The following is a 16,055-nucleotide window of genomic DNA, read 5'->3' as shown; positions in this document are numbered from 1 at the left end:
AGTCCCTAAACCATGCTGAATCTGACTGAGCTATCTGTTTATATTCTGACACTGGGTGCTGCATATCTGATTCCCGGCCCGGATATGGCACTGGTGATGGCATCCGCGTCAGGGCGGGGCTTTAAACAGGCACTAATGACCTCTGCAGGCTTATCAGCGGCTCGGGGCCTGCATGTACTGCTAGCAGCACTGGGGCTGGCAGCTCTGCTGATCGCTCACCCGGATCTGCTACGGGTTATTCAGTGGATTGGCGCTGCATACCTGATTTTTCTGGCCTGGAAGATTATTTCAGCAGGCTCGCTATCTGCCGGTGATGTGGGTTCCGATCAGCAGCACTATCTGGCCGCTATTCGTCGAGGCTTTCTTACCAATCTGCTGAACCCAAAGGCACTAATGTTCTGTTCACTGCTACTGCCGCAGTTTATTGACCTGCAGCCGGAAAACGGTAGCCACGCCCCAATACTGGTCCAATACTTCTACCTCGGCATTATTCTTGTTATCACTGGTATCGTGTTCGATATGCTCATTGCTGCCAGCGTATGTGCCGTAGCCGCCAAGGTGAAGATAACCCAAACCGGACAGAAGATTCAGAAGTGGCTTTTTTCCAGCGTTTTTATTGCAGGCGCAATCCGGCTCAGTCTGAGTGAGCTGTAAAAAGACACCTGCAATTTTGTTCAATACCTTACCTCAGCAAACCGTCAGACTGCCTTTTCTTTATGAACAACGCCGTTTATCGGAGGCACTATGTCGGATCTATCTTTCTTCAGTAGTTTCACGGGCACGGGCTCAATCGAGCTATCCGTGCTCTCTTCAATGACCATTTTCGCTCTAGTGGCCTCGATCACACCGGGGCCGGTAAACCTGGTAGGACTCAGTAGTGGAGCCCGCTATAAGCTACCTGTCGGCCTGATTTTTATCACAGGGGCAACACTGGGTTTTGTCGTGCTTTTTATAGCAATCGGGTTGGGCTTGTATCAGGTGATGCGGGAGTTCCCGGCGATAAACCAACTACTGCAATGGGGCGGGATCGGTTTCTTGCTCTGGTTGAGTTATTTGCTGATTAAGGACAACGGTGAGATCAGCGAGCAGGATCAGCAAAAAGCACCGGGCTTTATGACAGGGGCCATCATGCAGTGGCTTAACCCGAAAGCCTGGCTGGCTTCCGCTTCTGGGATTGCGGCTTATACGGCATCCGGCGAACTTAATGAGGTACTGATCTTTGCAGCAATTTACCTACCCGTGTGCTGGCTGTCACTTTCATGCTGGGTTTATGCGGGAGCCTTTCTCCGACGCTATGTTCATAACGCACGCATGATGCGAGTCATCAACCGCTCACTGGCCGGACTGCTGATAATCAGCTGCTTGCTGATTCTTCTGGAGAGCTAAGTAAGAGAGCGTAAAAGGAAGCCCCATAGGCAACGCTATCCGATACTGGTTTGGTGTTGCCTGCAGAATCTTCTTGAACACCCGCTGAAAATGAGGCTGATCAGCAAAACCTGCAACCAGAGCAGCATCCACGATAGCCTGTCCTTGTTTCAGCGCTTGCTGACCCAGCTGAACCCGTCGATTAACCTGATAAGCATGGGGCGTAAAGCCATAGTGCTTCTTAAAAGCCCGGATCAGTTGGGTTGGTGTAATGCCTGCCGCCTGACTCATCGCTTCAAGGGGCAAAACCTGTTCCGGGTGCTCATCCAACTGACGGGCAATAGCTGCAACGGCATCGGCAACAGGTTCAGCGGTGAGAATAACCGCGCCCTCTGATAAGGGCTCGGAGGCAGAAACAGCCAACAATCGCAGCACATCACTGAGAACATTCTCGATATCGGTATCCAGAATTTTTGGATCACAGTTCAAATCAGAAGCAATCAGACGCTCAACCAACCCTCTGACCTGATCGAACAGCGCAGGCTCTTCCAGAAGATTAACAGGTATATCCCGCCAGACAGTATCAGACTGCAGACCAAGCCGTTGTGCTAACCTCGCAAGCCAACGGGTATCCAGATAAAACATGACATAGGACCAGGGCTTATCATCCAGAGCAGAACAGGCGTGCACCTGATCCGGATTCATAAACACCATACTGCCCTGCTGAATTCTGTGGGAGTGTTCCCCGCTTCCCTCACCTTTAAGCTTCTGAATCTGATAACGGCTTTGCCCTTTAAGAATCAGCCCCATCGACCACTGCTTGTGAGTATGCGGAGCATAACAGACCTTACGACCATCTTTGATCATCCGCAGCTCAATGTATGGCAATTGACTATGCCGCCAAAAAAACGGCTTATTAGCTGATGACATGGCAGATCCCCTCAAACTCCGTAACAAAAGCATCTAATACAGCTACTTGATTTTACTCTATTTTTACATAATAAGACGGAACCCTTAACAACTTGCCCCATCTATAACGTCTATGGCTATAAGTTAAACGGCAGCGAAAACATTTTCACACCATTTTTTAATCAAAAGCATCAGAGTTAGTGAAATTTAGCTGCCAAAATACACCTTTATAAAACTATAACCCCTAAAGCAACTCCGGTAGACTAGCCGCTTTTCCGGACACCCTACTTTGCCAAGAGCATCGCTAAATTTATGTGTTTTAAACGCTTTGTATCGCCATCATTACTGCACCTTTTTGTTTTAACAGTTAGTGCGCTAGCACTATCAGGCTGCGCACTTAATGCTAATAAAGAAACACTAAATGCTATCCAATCCATGGATGCGGGATTGCAACAGCGCTTAGAAAACCTTGAACAACAGAACCTACAGCAAAGTCAGCAACTGACAAACCTCAAGAACCAGTTAAACAGCAGCGACAAAGCGATAGCGGAACTAAAAGCAAATCAGACCCGCTTGCTTGCCCTGGCCGAGGAAAAGAAAAAAACAGGCAGCCAAAACACCGCTACCAGTAATCCGCAACAACCCAACCCTCAGAGCAAAGTGATACTGGGCAGTAAAGAGTGGGTTTGGCTCGATGCCGCCCAAGCCAACTTTAAAGCACGGGTTGATTCCGGTGCGACCACCTCCTCGATTCACGCGCCCAGTCCGGTTTTCTTTGAACGCAACGGCGAAGAGTGGGTTCGGTTTGAACTGTTAACGGGTGATAACGAGGAAACAGAACCCAAAACGATCGAAGCCCCTATTGTTCGCTGGGTACGCATTATTCAGGCCTCTGCTGAAGAAGCGGAGCGCCGCCCGGTCATCGAGGCCTGGATTCAGGTTGGCGGCTTACGGGAGAAAGCAGAATTCACTCTTGCTGACCGATCAAATATGACCTTCCAGATTCTGCTGGGCCGGGAATTCTTTAAGGACGTCGGCTTGATCGATGTGGGCAAAGCTTACATTCACCCGAAACAAAGCCCGCAATCGCTAACGGATGGCACACCTTCTGAATAATCCCGGACCCAAGCCTGAAGCCGCATCACAGCAGTAACCATGGACATCAGTGACACATGATTAATCGACTGCCCTTTTATCTCTTCGTTGCCACCCTAGTTCTGGTCGGCGTCGCCCTAAGCCTTTATCGCCACTCGGTTTATGGCGTGCCCTGGTTTCCCGGGGAGCAACGGGAACAGTGGGAGATTGAGGCCCGAATAGAGTTCACCGCTAACGGTGACCCCGCCAAAGTTGCCATGGCAATCCCTGATGACCAGCAGAACTTTATCCTGACCGATGAAAGCAGCTCCTCTCAGGGTTACGGTGTAGCCCTGCTGGAACAGAATGGCCAACGCAAAGCCGAGTGGTCCATCCGCAGTGCTGAAGGCCTGCAACTGCTCTACTACAAGGTGCGTTTTCTGGCCGACCCGGATGCCCGATATCAGATACAGCCCCCAGGTAAGCCCCATCCCCAGTATTTTGAGGATGTCCGACAAACAGCTGCCCTGTCCATGCTACAGGATGCGATGAAGCACTCAGCGGATAACCCAACACTGGCCAGGGAACTGATCCGACAACTCAATGACGGACAAAACCAGAATGCCGCACTACTGTTGAACAGCATGAACCGGGAAGATGCGCTGGTCAGCTTGCTCTCGATGGAAGAAGTTCCGGCGCGAACCGTAGCGACCCTGACACTGGAAGATGGTCGCCGTCGCCAGAGCGTTCAGCCCTGGGTACAGGTCTGGGATGAGCAAAAAGAGCACTGGCAACTGTTTAACCCTCAAACCGGAGCTGAAGGCAAACCGAATAACCTGCTGATCTGGAGCCCCGACTATCAGAGCCTGCTGGATGTCATTGGCGGCCGCCAATCCGACGTCAGCTTCTCCATGATCGCGCAGGATATCTCTCCGGAAACCGCCACCCGTAAAAAGATTGAAGCTAACGACCTGCTCAACTTCTCGATTCACAGCCTGCCAGTGGAAGAACAGGCCATGTTCAAAACCATCATGCTGATTCCGGTTGGTGCGCTGCTGGTGGTTTTCCTGCGCATTATTGTCGGCCTTAAAACCTCGGGTACCTTTATGCCGGTACTGATCGCTGTAGCCTTTGTGCAGACAGAGCTTGCCCCCGGCATTATCGGTTTTCTGCTGATTGTGGGCACAGGTCTTATGATCCGTAGTTATCTGTCACACCTGAACCTCCTGCTGGTTGCCCGAATTTCAGCGGTCATCATCGCCGTGATTCTGATCATCTCTGTCTTCACCGTTATCGCCTATCGAGTTGGCCTGCTGGAAGGCCTCAGCATCACCTTCTTCCCGATGATCATCCTCTCCTGGACCATTGAGCGCATGTCGATTCTCTGGGAAGAAGAAGGTGCAAAAGAGGTTTTTGTACAGGGTGGAGGCTCACTCTTTACCGCTGTATTGGTTTATCTGGCGATGACCTCAGAGCTGATTCGCCATCTGACCTTTAACTTTGTCGGGCTGCAGCTGATCATCCTTGCGTTGATTCTGCTGCTGGGGAACTACACCGGTTATCGGTTAAGCGAGCTGCGCCGATTCCGGCATCTGGTAAAGGACTGACACCATGGCGGAGAGCAAAGACCTCGTGGCGTCGTCACACGCTCAACAGGAACCCTTCCTCAATGCTCTGATCAGCAAGATCAGAGCATTTGTCGAAATTCCCCGAAAACTGCGTCAGCGTGGCATTCTCGGTATGAACCAGCGTAACCACAGCTACATAGGTCGTTACAACGACCGATCAAAGTATCCGCTGGTGGATGACAAACTGAAAACCAAACATATCGCCGAGCAAGCTGGTGCCACCGTGCCCGAGCTGATTGGCGTGATCGAAAGCCAGGTACATGTTAAAGAGATTCATGCCCTTGTGGCTGAGTGGCCGGGTTTTGTCATCAAACCCGCGCAAGGCTCCGGTGGTAAAGGGATTCTGGTAGTCACCTCCCATAAAAACGGGCGCTACATCAAACCTTCAGGCGCAGAGCTGAGCCGCGAAGATGTGGAGCGCCATATCACCAACACCCTGGCCGGACTTTTCTCTCTGGGTGGTAAAAATGATGTCGCTGTCGTGGAGAATCTGATCGAATTTGACGATAGCTTTGCCGACTTCAGTTATGAAGGCGTGCCGGATATTCGCGTTATCGTCTTTCACGGCTATCCGGTGATGGCGATGATGCGCTGCTCAACTGCAAGCTCTGACGGCAAAGCCAACCTGCATCAGGGGGCTGTGGGCGTCGGACTGGATATCGCCACCGGCAAAGCGGTACGCGCTGTACAACACAACCATCCGGTGAGTCACCACCCGGATACCCAACGCCCACTGGATGAGCTGCAGATCCCCGACTGGGAACAATTACTGGTTCTCGCCGCAAGCGCTTGGGAGATGACGGGGCTCGGGTATATCGGAACCGATATGGTGCTGGATAAAAGCCGTGGCCCTATGGTACTGGAGCTGAATGCCCGCCCCGGCTTAGCGATCCAAACCGCCAACGGCACCGGCCTGCTGCCGCGCCTGCAGAAGATTGAAGCCCTAAAACAACAGGGCATCTGCCATAACACACCGGAAGAACGAGTAGCTCTCAGCCGGGAGCTGTTTGCCAGCACGTCTTCAGTAAAAAGGGTTGGTAAGTAGAAAAGAAATCTCAGCCTGTAGCAACCTGAAATCAGACGCTCGCTAAATCCATCTGATATTCCGGCTCGCCTGTATGCTGGCAAACACGCTCTTCGCGAATGACAAATCCCTGGGAGCGATAGAAACCGACACTTGGTTGATTGGCTTTGTAAACGCTTAAGGACAAGGGTTGTTCGCTATGCGTGATCGCATGCTGCAACAGGGATTTCCCCTGCCCTTTACCCTGACAGTCAGGATAAACAAAGAGGGCTGCCAATATGTTGTCGTACAAGGCGCTGAATCCCGTAACCCGCCCCTCTTCTTCATACACAAAAACCTGTGCAGCAGGCAGGTAGATCTCCGCCATTGCTGCCAGCTGTTCCTTCCAGAAGGATTCAGGGATAAAGTCATGGGCTTTGATTGAGGCGGTAAGCCAGATATCCAGCACGGCCTGTAAATCTTGCGGCTGAAAAGCCCGGACAGATTTTCCGGTTTGTGTGGTGGTCATGCTTGATCTCCTTCACAAAATCAGTCGCTCTAATACGTTCGCTGAATATTGTGGCGGTTCATAAAGGCTTCGCTGGTAAAAACACCGGTCAAAGTACCGGATGACAACACCAAAGTACCGATAAAGATCAGGCTCAGCAGATTGCCATCAGTGGCAGTCAGGTCGGTAAAAAGATAGATAGCTGCCAGTACGGTGTAGGCGGAAAGGGCGAATTTATTAAGTACAAAGTCAATCGTCAGCTGAAATGCCCACAAACTCTCCGCTGACTTGCGACGGGCCATAACCAGACGGGAATGCAGCCAGCCACCGGATATGCCGGCCAGCAAACACATAAGTGCATATGGGAAGAAACCACTGGCTTCACCCAACACATAACCGATTCTCAGTGATAGCCCCAAAGCGACCATCCACATCAACATTAAAGGTCCAACGATAAGACCCATCACACACTCCTTGTAGCTACCAAGATCAGATTAAAAAAGATGGAGCAGCTTACCTGCCCAAAAACATACGTTCAAACTGTTTGATGTTCTGCTGGATATAATCCAGAAATGCCTGCATCGCCGGGGTCGGATGTTTCGCCTGAGGATGTACTACGCAAAAGCTACGCTTCAGAGGAAACCCCTCCACCTCTGGAATGCGCAGTTTTCCTAGCTCCAGCTCAGGCAGAATGCTCAGCTTAGGCAAGACTCCAACACCAATACCTGCGATGACCCCATGCTTCACTGAATCGTTAGAACCCAGCTCCATCCCTGCTTTAAATTTCAGGCGTAACTGCTGGCAGTGCTGCTCAAGAGCAAGACGACTACCAGAACCGGGTTCACGCACCAGAAGGTGACTATCCAGAAAACGCTGAGCCGAAATTTTACCCTCTGCCAGCAAAGGATGCTCGTCAGGAACGACAGGCACCAACTCGTTATCCAGAAAAGGTAGTGATATTAACGGACGATCCACAGGCACCATCCCCATAATCACCAGGTCATCGTTGTTATCGTTCAGTCGCTGCAGGGCCGTTGCCCGATTTACCACCTTCACACTAACCGAAACCTGAGGATGCAGATCCAGAAAGGCCCTCAGCAGATAAGGCACCATATACTGTGCGGTGTTCACGGCTACCAGCCTTAATTCACCGGCCACACTCCCCTTTAAAGCCGCCAGATCCGTTTGCAGATTACCCAGCTCCAGAAAGATATCCGCCACGCTAAGGGCAAGGCGCTCTGCTGCTGCCGTAGTAAACAAACGACGCCCCACATATTCAAACAGCGGATGATCAATCGCCTGCTCCAGCTGTCGGACCTGACTACTCACCGCTGGCTGGGTCAGCCCTAAAAGTTCACCAGCCTTACTGTAACTCCTCAGATCATAAACGGCCTTAAAGACCTGTAACTGCCTGAAAGTCATACGATTTGTCAGCGTCTGTACGGAGAGAGGCATCGTTGGTACCTGTAATTTTTGTTTCCGGTAAACCGTTTTAAACACGGCATGCACATTCGTTACGCAAGCCTATCTATAAACAATCAGTTATACAAACCAAAAAAAATATCAATTTTACCTTATCAACAAGCACGCATAGTGTTAGCACAACAGGTCCCGGGCGGGCGACCTGCAGCCATTCCTATCAGAGAAGGTCCGAGGAAGGTCCCATGATAAAAAAAGTTCTGATTGCTAACCGAGGTGAAATCGCGGTAAGCATCGTACGAGCCTGTGCAGAATCAGGCATACGCTCGGTTGCGATTTATACTGAACCTGACCGGTACGCACTGCATGTAAAACGTGCCGATGAAGCTTACTCGCTGGGTGAAGACCCGCTGGCCGGCTATCTTGATCCGCTCCGTATCGTCAATCTGGCGCTGGAAACCGGCTGTGATGCCATCCATCCCGGCTATGGCTTTCTGTCTGAAAATGCCGAGTTCGCCCGACTCTGTGAACAAAAAGGTGTGGCTTTTATCGGCCCACGCTCTGAAGTGATTCATAAAATGGGCGACAAAACCCAGGCCCGCGATTCTATGCGCGCTGCCGGTGTTCCTATCACACCAGGTTCTGAAGGTAATCTGAAAGATATCGACGAGGCTCTGAAGCTGGCGGATGTGATCGGTTATCCGATTATGATCAAGGCAACCTCGGGCGGTGGTGGTCGCGGTATTCGTCGCTGCGACACCCCTCAGGAACTGAAAACCCAGTATCCCCGCGTCATCTCTGAAGCCACCAAAGCCTTCGGTTCTGCTGAAGTCTTTATGGAGAAGTGCATCGTCGATCCCCGCCATATCGAAGTGCAGATTCTGGCGGACTGCCAGGGAAATGTGGTGCACCTTTACGAACGGGACTGCTCGATTCAACGGCGCAATCAAAAGCTGATTGAGATCGCTCCAAGCCCTCAGTTAACACCGGAACAGCGCCAATACATCGGCGGCTTAGCGGTAAAAGCCGCAGAAGCGGTAGGTTACGAAAATGCCGGTACGGTTGAGTTTTTGCTGTCCGGCAACGAAGTCTACTTTATGGAGATGAACACCCGGGTTCAGGTGGAGCACACCATCACCGAACAGATCACTGGCGTGGATATCGTTCGTGAGCAGCTGCGGATCGCCTCTGGTTTACCCCTGAGCTACCAGCAGGAAGATATCAGCTATCGCGGCTTTGCGCTTCAGTTCCGCATCAACGCAGAAGACCCCAAAAACGACTTTTTACCCAGTTTTGGCCGTATCTCCCACTATTACGCTCCGGGCGGCCCCGGTGTTCGGGTGGATACGGCCATCTATACCGGCTACGAGATCCCCCCTTATTACGACTCCATGTGCCTGAAGCTCGTCGTCTGGGCGCTGAGCTGGGAAGAAGTGGTTAATCGCGGCCAGCGTGCCCTGGACGATATGCGCCTGCATGGCATCAAGACCACCGCAAACTACTACCAGCAGATTCTTAACCACAAGGATTTCCGGGATGCCCACTTCGACACCAGCTTTGTGCCCAACCATCCGGAGCTAATGAACTACTCCGAGAAGCGTCATCCAAGTGAGATCGCACTGGCCGTTGCCGCTGCTATTGCCGCCCATGCCGGACTGTGAAAGGCCAACACCTAAAAAAATGCCTGCAATCCCAAGCAGGTCATAACGGTATCGAAAAGAATTCAGTCAGCTGAAAAACAGCTGTAGGAGAAACAAGATGACTCAGAGCAAACAAGCCGCTGGCAAAAAAATTGAGGTGACCGATGTCATTCTGCGTGATGCCCATCAGTCACTCATCGCGACCCGTATGCGAACCGACGATATGCTGCCGATCTGCGACAAACTGGATCAGGTGGGCTTCTGGTCATTGGAAGTCTGGGGCGGCGCAACCTTTGATGCCTGTGTTCGCTTTCTGAAAGAAGACCCGTGGGAGCGCCTGCGCCAACTGCGCGCAGCTCTGCCTAACACTCGCCTACAGATGCTGCTTCGGGGTCAGAACCTGCTGGGCTACCGTCACTATGCTGACGACGTGGTGGAAGCCTTCGTCGAAAAATCGGCTCAGAACGGTATCGATGTGTTTCGTGTTTTTGATGCGTTAAACGACATTCGTAATCTGGAAACCGCCATGAAAGCGGTAAAGAAATCCGGCAAACATGCACAGGGCACCCTCTGCTATACCACAAGCCCGGTACATACTCCGGCACTGTTTGTCGATCAGGCTAAGGCGCTGCGCGACATGGGTGCCGATTCCATCGCTATCAAAGATATGGCGGGCCTTCTGACCCCATACGCCACCTATGATCTGGTCGCAGCGCTTAAGGCAGAACTGGATCTGCCGATTGTTGTGCACAGTCACTCGACAGCAGGTCTGGCTCCGCTGTGTCAACTGAAAGCGATTGAAGCGGGTGCCGACCGTATCGATACCGCCATCTCTTCTTTTGCCAGCGGCACCAGTCATCCGGCGACAGAAGCTCAGGTTGCGGCGCTGAAAGATACGCCCTACGACACTGGCCTGGACCTGGAACTGCTGGGCGAAATCGCCGATTACTTCCGTGAAGTGCGCAAGAAATACCATCAGTTTGAAAGCGAATTCACCCGTGAAGACGTTTCCGTACAGATCAATCAGGTACCCGGCGGCATGATGTCCAACCTGGCCAACCAGCTGAAAGAGCAAAACGCTCTGGATCGTATCCGCGAAGTATTCGATGAGATCCCAAGAGTGCGCAAAGACCTGGGCTACCCACCACTGGTCACGCCAACCTCTCAGATTGTCGGGACTCAGGCGGTCTACAACGTACTGGCCGGAGAGCGCTACAAAACCATCACCAACGAGGTGAAGCGTTATCTGCAAGGCGGTTATGGTGCAGCACCGGCTGATGTAAACCCTGAGGTTCAGAAAAAGGCGATCGGTAATGAGAGCGTTGATGTCGGCCGCCCCGCAGACCTTCTGAATCCGGAACTAAACCGGCTGCGTGAAGAGATCGGCACCCTGGCAAGTTCAGAGGAAGATGTACTCACCTACGCTATGTTTCCGGAGCTTGGTCGGGAATTCCTGCAACAACGGACAGACGGCACCCTGCAACCGGAAGAACTCCTGCCACCGGATGCCGCTACAGCAGGCAAACTGGGACAAGCCAGCGCATCGGAGTTCAAGATTAATGTTCACGGGGAAATCTATGATGTTGCCGTAACCGGTATCGGTGACCATGGTTCCGGTAAACGCAAAATCTATCTGTCACTGGACGGCATGCCGGAAGAAGTAATCTTTGAGCCAACGAATGAGTTTGTTTCCGAAGGAGGCAGCAAGCGTAAACACGCTAGCCAGCCGGGACATGTCACCACCGCTATGCCGGGTAATATCTTTGAGGTACTGGTCAAAGTCGGTGATACGGTAGATGCAGGACAGGCGGTTCTGGTCGCTGAAGCAATGAAAATGGAAACTGAAATTCACGCCAATATCGCAGGCACCGTCACTGCTGTGCACGTCGACAAAGGAGATCGCGTCACACCGGGAGAGGTCTTGGTTGAGATTGAATAAGCTCGATTGATCTCCCCAAAGACCAGGATAAAGACACGGATATAACGCGTTAAAAAACTCAATCGTGCTCACTACAAGCGCCATTAACAGGCGCGCCTTCAGCCTGTATTTCTCTGTTAAAACAAAGAATACAGGCTTTTTTTATGGCGGAAGGCTCTTACAGCCAACCTATAAGTTAAAACTTATAGCTGATAGTAGAAATATCAATTTTACCTTATCGGTAAAGCGCTCTAATCTTGCACCACTTCTGGAGGCAGCCCACACGCCAGTCTGACGGCGTTATTGGTCTCCGGGGATAGCACATCGGCCAGAGTTAAAGGCGCGTTTCAGATCAGGGTTTAGCGACTTTCTGAAATCAGCCTTTTACTCGGGCCTTTTTTTTGCCCGTATTTTTTCTGAATAGCCCCGCCCTTCTACACGAACCGCCTCTGTCCTGTAACAGCCAGCCCTCTGACTTGTGTCACTCAGACAAACAGCTGTGCCGCGAAGCATCATCCAGATCTAACGGAAGCACCAGGGTACTAAAATCCATCGCCAACGACTCCGTACACAAAGCCTCCCGTGCGTTCCCGACATTGTTGATGTATTCGCTTTTGTATTCCGCATTCAGAACAGGCTTACCCGCATCAATAAAGGGCTTAAGGGTGTCGCACTCGTTATATTCAAAGCATTGTTCGTTAACAGAGAAGTCATAGTAGGCCACCAGCTGACGGATCTGATCCATATCATTTTTCAGGCCAACCGACAGGCCTCGCTTATGGGCTTCATTACCGATAAAACGGTTATAAGCCAACTGATCCGTCGCCGTTAAGCTGAAACCAGGGCTATTGGTGTAACCATCCATATTGTCCGGCTCTACGCCATCACACCCCTTCTCTTCAGCCAGATCCAGACGTTTTTTCATCACGTCATGAACCGCCGAATGCCGGATATCCAGCCAACGCTCCTCATCCCAGCCATCAAGGGTTTTACCCAGCGTTTCTGCCGGAAAATCACCTTTGTCTTCACGATAATTCTCATATGAACCCGCCGAGAAATAGCAGATAACCTTACGCCCTTCACCCTGAAGGTTGGCAATCTGAGTTTTCGGGGTGTCAAAGAGATCAACGTCGTAGATCTCAACGTTGTAGCTGGTATTCAGCGTGCCCTGTAGCTGCCACTGCCAGGTCACCCCAACATCGGGTCGATACCAGCTTCCCTCTGTGACCGGATCAACGTTAGGATCTAATCCGGTATCATCGGATGAACCACCAGAGTCACCACAACCCGCAAGAAGCAACATAATCCCCAATACCGCATAACCTAAAGGCCTGCCGGATTCTCTTTTCGCCATTCCCTAACCCCAACACTGTTAAACCTGAAAGATGCAGGCCTGCTCAAGCAAGCTGCAGATCAAAAACCAACTGATACGCCAATATCAGCCATATAGCCAGTAAGATAACGTTACTGAACGCAAAGACCAGAAAGCGGTGAAAAACCCGGTTATAGGTCAGATGAATCAGGCTATGCACGATCCGCAGCCCCAGATAAATCCACGAAAGAACCAGTACTACAGCCGTTACCGCATCCAACAGATAAAACAGCACACAGGCGAGATAAAACAGAACCGGAAGTTCCAGCAGGTTCATATAGTTGCGATTAACCTGTACAGCAGCTTCCGCAACCCGGTCAGTCTCCTGCAGCTTAAAATCATTAATGCCAACCTGTCCGCTTTTGATCAGGGCAAAACGTCGAAACGGCAGAATCAGCAGCACGATAAAAGTCCAGAACACCAGTGCCAATACCGGTAGAAAAATCAGTTTAGAGTTAAGCAGTTCCATTGAGTCAGAATCCTCGATGATAATTTCAAAGCAGCCCGTCTATCGGGTTACGGTCAGTCCATGCTTTTTCAGTTTACGCACGGCACTGGGCTGGCTGATCTGCAGGTATTCTGCCAGCTGGTAACTGGATCGGCAGTGTTGTATCGCCTGCTCCAACGCCTGACGCTCGGCCTGATCCAGAATCTCCTTCAGGCTTTGCGGTGCAGAAATGCTGTCAGTATTCGATTGCTCAGCTGCTTCACCAGAAAGCCCCTCCGATTGAGGTTCCGAACCGGCCTGAACCTCAAAGCGGCCTTCAAGATCTACCGCGCGAATCATCTCTCCTTCCGAAGAGACAAACCAGCGCTCTAAGGTGTTTTCCAGCTCACGGATGTTACCCGGCCAGGGCATCTGCTGCAGGCGTGCCTGCAGATGCATCGGCAGTTGTTTCTGCTCCTGATATTTCCGGTTCAGCCGACTCAGAATATGTCCCGCCAATACCGGAATATCTTCATTGCGCTCTCTGAGGGAAGGAATATAAACCGGCACCACATTGACCCGATAATAGAGATCCAGCCGGAACAGCCCCTCTTCTACCATATCGCTTAACTGACGGTTGGTGGCGGTAATCAGCCGGAAGCGTGCCTTGCGGGGTTTCACGCTGCCGACGGGGGTATATTCGCCATCCTGCAGCACTTTGAGCAATTTTGCCTGCATCGCCTGGGGCAGCTCGCCCACTTCATCCAGAAACAGGGTGCCACCCTCTGCACTCGCGATCAGACCGGATTTCCCCTGTCGGGATGCGCCGCTGAAAGCCCCCGCTTCGTAGCCGAACATCTCGGACTCAAACAGGTTTTCCGGAATGGCACTGCAGTTCACCTCGACAAAGGGTTTCTCTTTACGGTCACTGAGCTGATGAATCAGGCGGGCAAAGGCGGTTTTACCAACACCGGATTCCCCCTGAAACAACACCGACACTTCGGTATCTGCAATACGGCGGATCAGCTGAATAATCTCCCGCACCGGACGGCTTTTAAAGGCAAGCCCGGCCAGCTCCTCACTCTGCCGGGTATCCAGCAAGGGTTGTAACAGCCGTTGCTGCAGCTGTTCATATTCCTGCTGCAGCATCTGCAGGTCGGTCAGGTCCCGGGAGAAGCTGATCACCCGCTCAATCTCTCCGGCATCATCAAAGATCGGAAAGCCCAACGCCATCACCTGAAATCCCTGACTGGTGGACTGCATCAGCTGAACATCTCGCCTGCGCTTCAGCACCTCCAGGGTCACCGAAGGCGTCAGAATGCCCGATGCCTGCAGCTCCTGAACGGTTTTTCCCACGGCGTCACTGATAGGCAGACCATAGATGCGATTGAAGTTGCTGCTGGCTTTCAGGATCACCCCATCACCATCAGTCACCACGATATTGTCGGAGGATTTATCCAGAATCATCGCCAGCTCTCTTTCGGAGGAGCGATCAAAGCGGGATGAGTGTGCAGGCGTCGCGGTCATAAAAGCATTATCCGTTAGGGAAACTTAATCGTTAAATCACGCAATTCAACCATGAATCATGATTCAAAAATAAATCAAAAACTATAACAAACAATTCAGAAATGAATCAAAAGATAAAACAACAATCGTAATATACTGATTTTAAAGACTTACCACTTCTGGCACACCCATTGCAAACGATCACTCCAAACCAGAAAAATACGCCTGCCAGTCAGCAAAACGACAGGCACAGAACATAAACACTGGAGCGAGATCATGCCAAAACAACTGAACCAACCTTTAGGTGGAAACGAGATGCCACGCTTCGGCGGACCGGCCACCATGATGCGCCTGCCGACCCAGGAAGGCACTGAAGGGCTGGATGCCTGCTTTGTCGGCGTGCCTCTGGATATCGGCACCTCTAACCGCCCCGGCGCCCGCCTGGCTCCCCGTCAGATCCGTGATGAATCCCGCATGCTACGCCCTTACAACGTCGCCACCCGTGCTGCGCCATTCGACAGCCTGCAGGTTGCCGATATCGGTGATGTCGCCATCAACACCTTCAACCTGCTGAAAAGCATGGACATCATTGAAGAGGCTTACGACGAGATTATTGCCGGAGGCTGCAAGCCACTGACGCTGGGCGGCGACCACACCATTGTCCTGCCGATTCTGCGCGCCCTGAAAAAGAAATACGGCAAGATCGGCATTGTTCATATTGATGCTCACGCCGATGTTAACGATCACATGTTTGGCGAGAAGATCGCCCACGGCACCCCTTTCCGCCGCGCGCTGGAAGAAGACCTGATTGATGGCGACCGCGTCGTACAGATCGGCCTGCGTGGTACCGGTTACAGCGCCGAAGATTTTGACTGGCCCCGCGCTCAGGGCTTCCGCGTGGTTCCAGCAGAAGAATGCTGGCACAAATCTTTGACGCCTCTGATGGAAGAAGTGCGCGAAAAAGTCTCCGGCGGCCCGGTTTATATCAGCTTTGATATCGACGGCATCGACCCGGCTTACGCACCGGGCACCGGCACTGCAGAGATCGCTGGTCTGACCGTGCCTCAGGCACTGGAAGTGGTTCGCGGCTGCCGTGGACTGGATATTGTCGGTGGCGATCTGGTAGAAGTGTCACCGCCTTACGACACCACAGGCAATACCGCTCTGCTGGGCGCGAACCTGCTGTACGAAATGCTCTGCGTCCTGCCGGGGGTTCACTACCGCGATTAAGCGGGCAGCCTCCAGCAACACAGAACAACACGCCCTCTGCTGGCAATGAGGGCGTG

General features: G+C 52.0%; 15 protein-coding genes. 8 read left to right on the top strand and 7 right to left on the bottom strand.

What is annotated here, in order from left to right; all coding sequences use genetic code 11:
• The first annotated feature begins 12 nt into the window (after positions 1-12).
• Together AC4GL5_RS10435 and AC4GL5_RS10430 are read left to right on the top strand one after the other, a co-directional pair.
• Positions 13-654, top strand: a complete 642-nt coding sequence (locus AC4GL5_RS10435) for a LysE family translocator (RefSeq protein ID WP_490382721.1) — start codon at positions 13-15, stop codon at positions 652-654.
• Between the two features lie 90 nt (positions 655-744).
• Positions 745-1,386 (top strand): LysE family translocator, encoded by a 642-nt coding sequence (locus AC4GL5_RS10430; RefSeq protein ID WP_490382720.1) that lies wholly within the window; start codon positions 745-747, stop codon positions 1,384-1,386.
• Here AC4GL5_RS10430 and AC4GL5_RS10425 read toward each other — a convergent pair.
• On the bottom strand, positions 1,333-2,295 hold the full coding sequence (locus AC4GL5_RS10425) for a helix-turn-helix domain-containing protein (RefSeq protein WP_490382719.1): 963 nt from the start codon (positions 2,293-2,295) through the stop codon (positions 1,333-1,335). The genes AC4GL5_RS10430 and AC4GL5_RS10425 overlap by 54 nt on opposite strands.
• A gap of 426 nt (positions 2,296-2,721) precedes the next feature.
• Here AC4GL5_RS10425 and AC4GL5_RS10420 point away from each other — a divergent pair, with 426 nt between their 5' ends.
• From AC4GL5_RS10420 to AC4GL5_RS10410, 3 genes are read left to right on the top strand one after another with little or no spacing between them, the layout of a single operon-like run.
• On the top strand, positions 2,722-3,390 hold the full coding sequence (locus AC4GL5_RS10420; protein ID WP_490382718.1) for an ATP-dependent zinc protease family protein: 669 nt from the start codon (positions 2,722-2,724) through the stop codon (positions 3,388-3,390).
• A gap of 59 nt (positions 3,391-3,449) precedes the next feature.
• Positions 3,450-4,955 (top strand): inactive transglutaminase family protein, encoded by a 1,506-nt coding sequence (locus AC4GL5_RS10415; RefSeq protein WP_490382739.1) that lies wholly within the window; start codon positions 3,450-3,452, stop codon positions 4,953-4,955.
• A gap of 4 nt (positions 4,956-4,959) precedes the next feature.
• Positions 4,960-6,021 (top strand): alpha-L-glutamate ligase-like protein, encoded by a 1,062-nt coding sequence (locus AC4GL5_RS10410; protein WP_490382717.1) that lies wholly within the window; start codon positions 4,960-4,962, stop codon positions 6,019-6,021.
• A 31-nt stretch (positions 6,022-6,052) separates the two neighbouring features.
• On the opposite strand, the gene AC4GL5_RS10405 is transcribed toward AC4GL5_RS10410, so the two are convergent.
• From AC4GL5_RS10405 to AC4GL5_RS10395, 3 genes are read right to left on the bottom strand one after another with little or no spacing between them, the layout of a single operon-like run.
• On the bottom strand, positions 6,053-6,508 hold the full coding sequence (locus tag AC4GL5_RS10405) for an N-acetyltransferase (RefSeq protein ID WP_490382716.1): 456 nt from the start codon (positions 6,506-6,508) through the stop codon (positions 6,053-6,055).
• Positions 6,509-6,537: 29 nt separating this feature from the next.
• Positions 6,538-6,951: a hypothetical protein gene (locus AC4GL5_RS10400; protein ID WP_490382715.1), complete on the bottom strand. Its 414-nt coding sequence runs from the start codon at positions 6,949-6,951 to the stop codon at positions 6,538-6,540.
• A 49-nt stretch (positions 6,952-7,000) separates the two neighbouring features.
• The gene (locus AC4GL5_RS10395) at positions 7,001-7,942 is read right to left on the bottom strand and encodes a LysR family transcriptional regulator (RefSeq protein WP_490382714.1); all 942 of its coding nucleotides are present in this window, start codon (positions 7,940-7,942) and stop codon (positions 7,001-7,003) included.
• A 209-nt stretch (positions 7,943-8,151) separates the two neighbouring features.
• Between AC4GL5_RS10395 and AC4GL5_RS10390 the strand changes: the two genes are divergently transcribed.
• Positions 8,152-9,567, top strand: a complete 1,416-nt coding sequence (locus AC4GL5_RS10390) for an acetyl-CoA carboxylase biotin carboxylase subunit (protein ID WP_490382713.1) — start codon at positions 8,152-8,154, stop codon at positions 9,565-9,567.
• A gap of 97 nt (positions 9,568-9,664) precedes the next feature.
• Complete coding sequence (gene oadA / locus AC4GL5_RS10385; protein WP_490382712.1) at positions 9,665-11,485, top strand: sodium-extruding oxaloacetate decarboxylase subunit alpha; 1,821 nt, start codon at positions 9,665-9,667, stop codon at positions 11,483-11,485.
• Positions 11,486-11,945: 460 nt separating this feature from the next.
• Here the strand turns inward: oadA and AC4GL5_RS10380 are convergent, their stop codons facing one another.
• Genes AC4GL5_RS10380 through AC4GL5_RS10370 form a run of 3 tightly spaced genes read right to left on the bottom strand, consistent with a single transcriptional unit; the run spans position 11,946 to position 14,790 of the window.
• The gene (locus AC4GL5_RS10380; RefSeq protein WP_490382711.1) at positions 11,946-12,818 is read right to left on the bottom strand and encodes an endo alpha-1,4 polygalactosaminidase; all 873 of its coding nucleotides are present in this window, start codon (positions 12,816-12,818) and stop codon (positions 11,946-11,948) included.
• 43 nt (positions 12,819-12,861) lie between these two features.
• On the bottom strand, positions 12,862-13,305 hold the full coding sequence (locus AC4GL5_RS10375) for an MAPEG family protein (protein ID WP_490382710.1): 444 nt from the start codon (positions 13,303-13,305) through the stop codon (positions 12,862-12,864).
• Positions 13,306-13,344: 39 nt separating this feature from the next.
• Positions 13,345-14,790, bottom strand: coding sequence for a sigma-54 interaction domain-containing protein (locus AC4GL5_RS10370; protein ID WP_490382709.1), 1,446 nt, complete (start codon positions 14,788-14,790; stop codon positions 13,345-13,347).
• Positions 14,791-15,045: 255 nt separating this feature from the next.
• Here AC4GL5_RS10370 and speB point away from each other — a divergent pair, with 255 nt between their 5' ends.
• A complete protein-coding gene (gene speB / locus AC4GL5_RS10365) occupies positions 15,046-15,999 on the top strand; it encodes an agmatinase (RefSeq protein WP_490382708.1) in 954 nt (317 codons plus the stop codon).
• The last annotated feature ends 56 nt before the right edge of the window (positions 16,000-16,055 follow it).

The organism is Oceanospirillum sp., assembly GCF_982874595.1.
Note: the sequence above shows the minus strand (reverse complement) of the source record. Positions and strands in the feature narration are given on the sequence as shown.

Bases quoted from the DNA above. Each gene is read 5' to 3' on its own strand.
- AC4GL5_RS10435 (WP_490382721.1), top strand. From the start codon at position 13: ATGCTGAATCTGACTGAGCTATCTGTTTATATTCTGACACTGGGTGCT.
- AC4GL5_RS10430 (WP_490382720.1), top strand. From the start codon at position 745: ATGTCGGATCTATCTTTCTTCAGTAGTTTCACGGGCACGGGCTCAATC.
- AC4GL5_RS10425 (WP_490382719.1), bottom strand. From the start codon at position 2,295: ATGTCATCAGCTAATAAGCCGTTTTTTTGGCGGCATAGTCAATTGCCA.
- AC4GL5_RS10410 (WP_490382717.1), top strand. From the start codon at position 4,960: ATGGCGGAGAGCAAAGACCTCGTGGCGTCGTCACACGCTCAACAGGAA.
- AC4GL5_RS10405 (WP_490382716.1), bottom strand. From the start codon at position 6,508: ATGACCACCACACAAACCGGAAAATCTGTCCGGGCTTTTCAGCCGCAA.
- AC4GL5_RS10400 (WP_490382715.1), bottom strand. From the start codon at position 6,951: ATGGGTCTTATCGTTGGACCTTTAATGTTGATGTGGATGGTCGCTTTG.
- AC4GL5_RS10395 (WP_490382714.1), bottom strand. From the start codon at position 7,942: ATGCCTCTCTCCGTACAGACGCTGACAAATCGTATGACTTTCAGGCAG.
- AC4GL5_RS10390 (WP_490382713.1), top strand. From the start codon at position 8,152: ATGATAAAAAAAGTTCTGATTGCTAACCGAGGTGAAATCGCGGTAAGC.
- oadA (WP_490382712.1), top strand. From the start codon at position 9,665: ATGACTCAGAGCAAACAAGCCGCTGGCAAAAAAATTGAGGTGACCGAT.
- AC4GL5_RS10380 (WP_490382711.1), bottom strand. From the start codon at position 12,818: ATGGCGAAAAGAGAATCCGGCAGGCCTTTAGGTTATGCGGTATTGGGG.
- AC4GL5_RS10375 (WP_490382710.1), bottom strand. From the start codon at position 13,305: ATGGAACTGCTTAACTCTAAACTGATTTTTCTACCGGTATTGGCACTG.
- AC4GL5_RS10370 (WP_490382709.1), bottom strand. From the start codon at position 14,790: ATGACCGCGACGCCTGCACACTCATCCCGCTTTGATCGCTCCTCCGAA.
- speB (WP_490382708.1), top strand. From the start codon at position 15,046: ATGCCAAAACAACTGAACCAACCTTTAGGTGGAAACGAGATGCCACGC.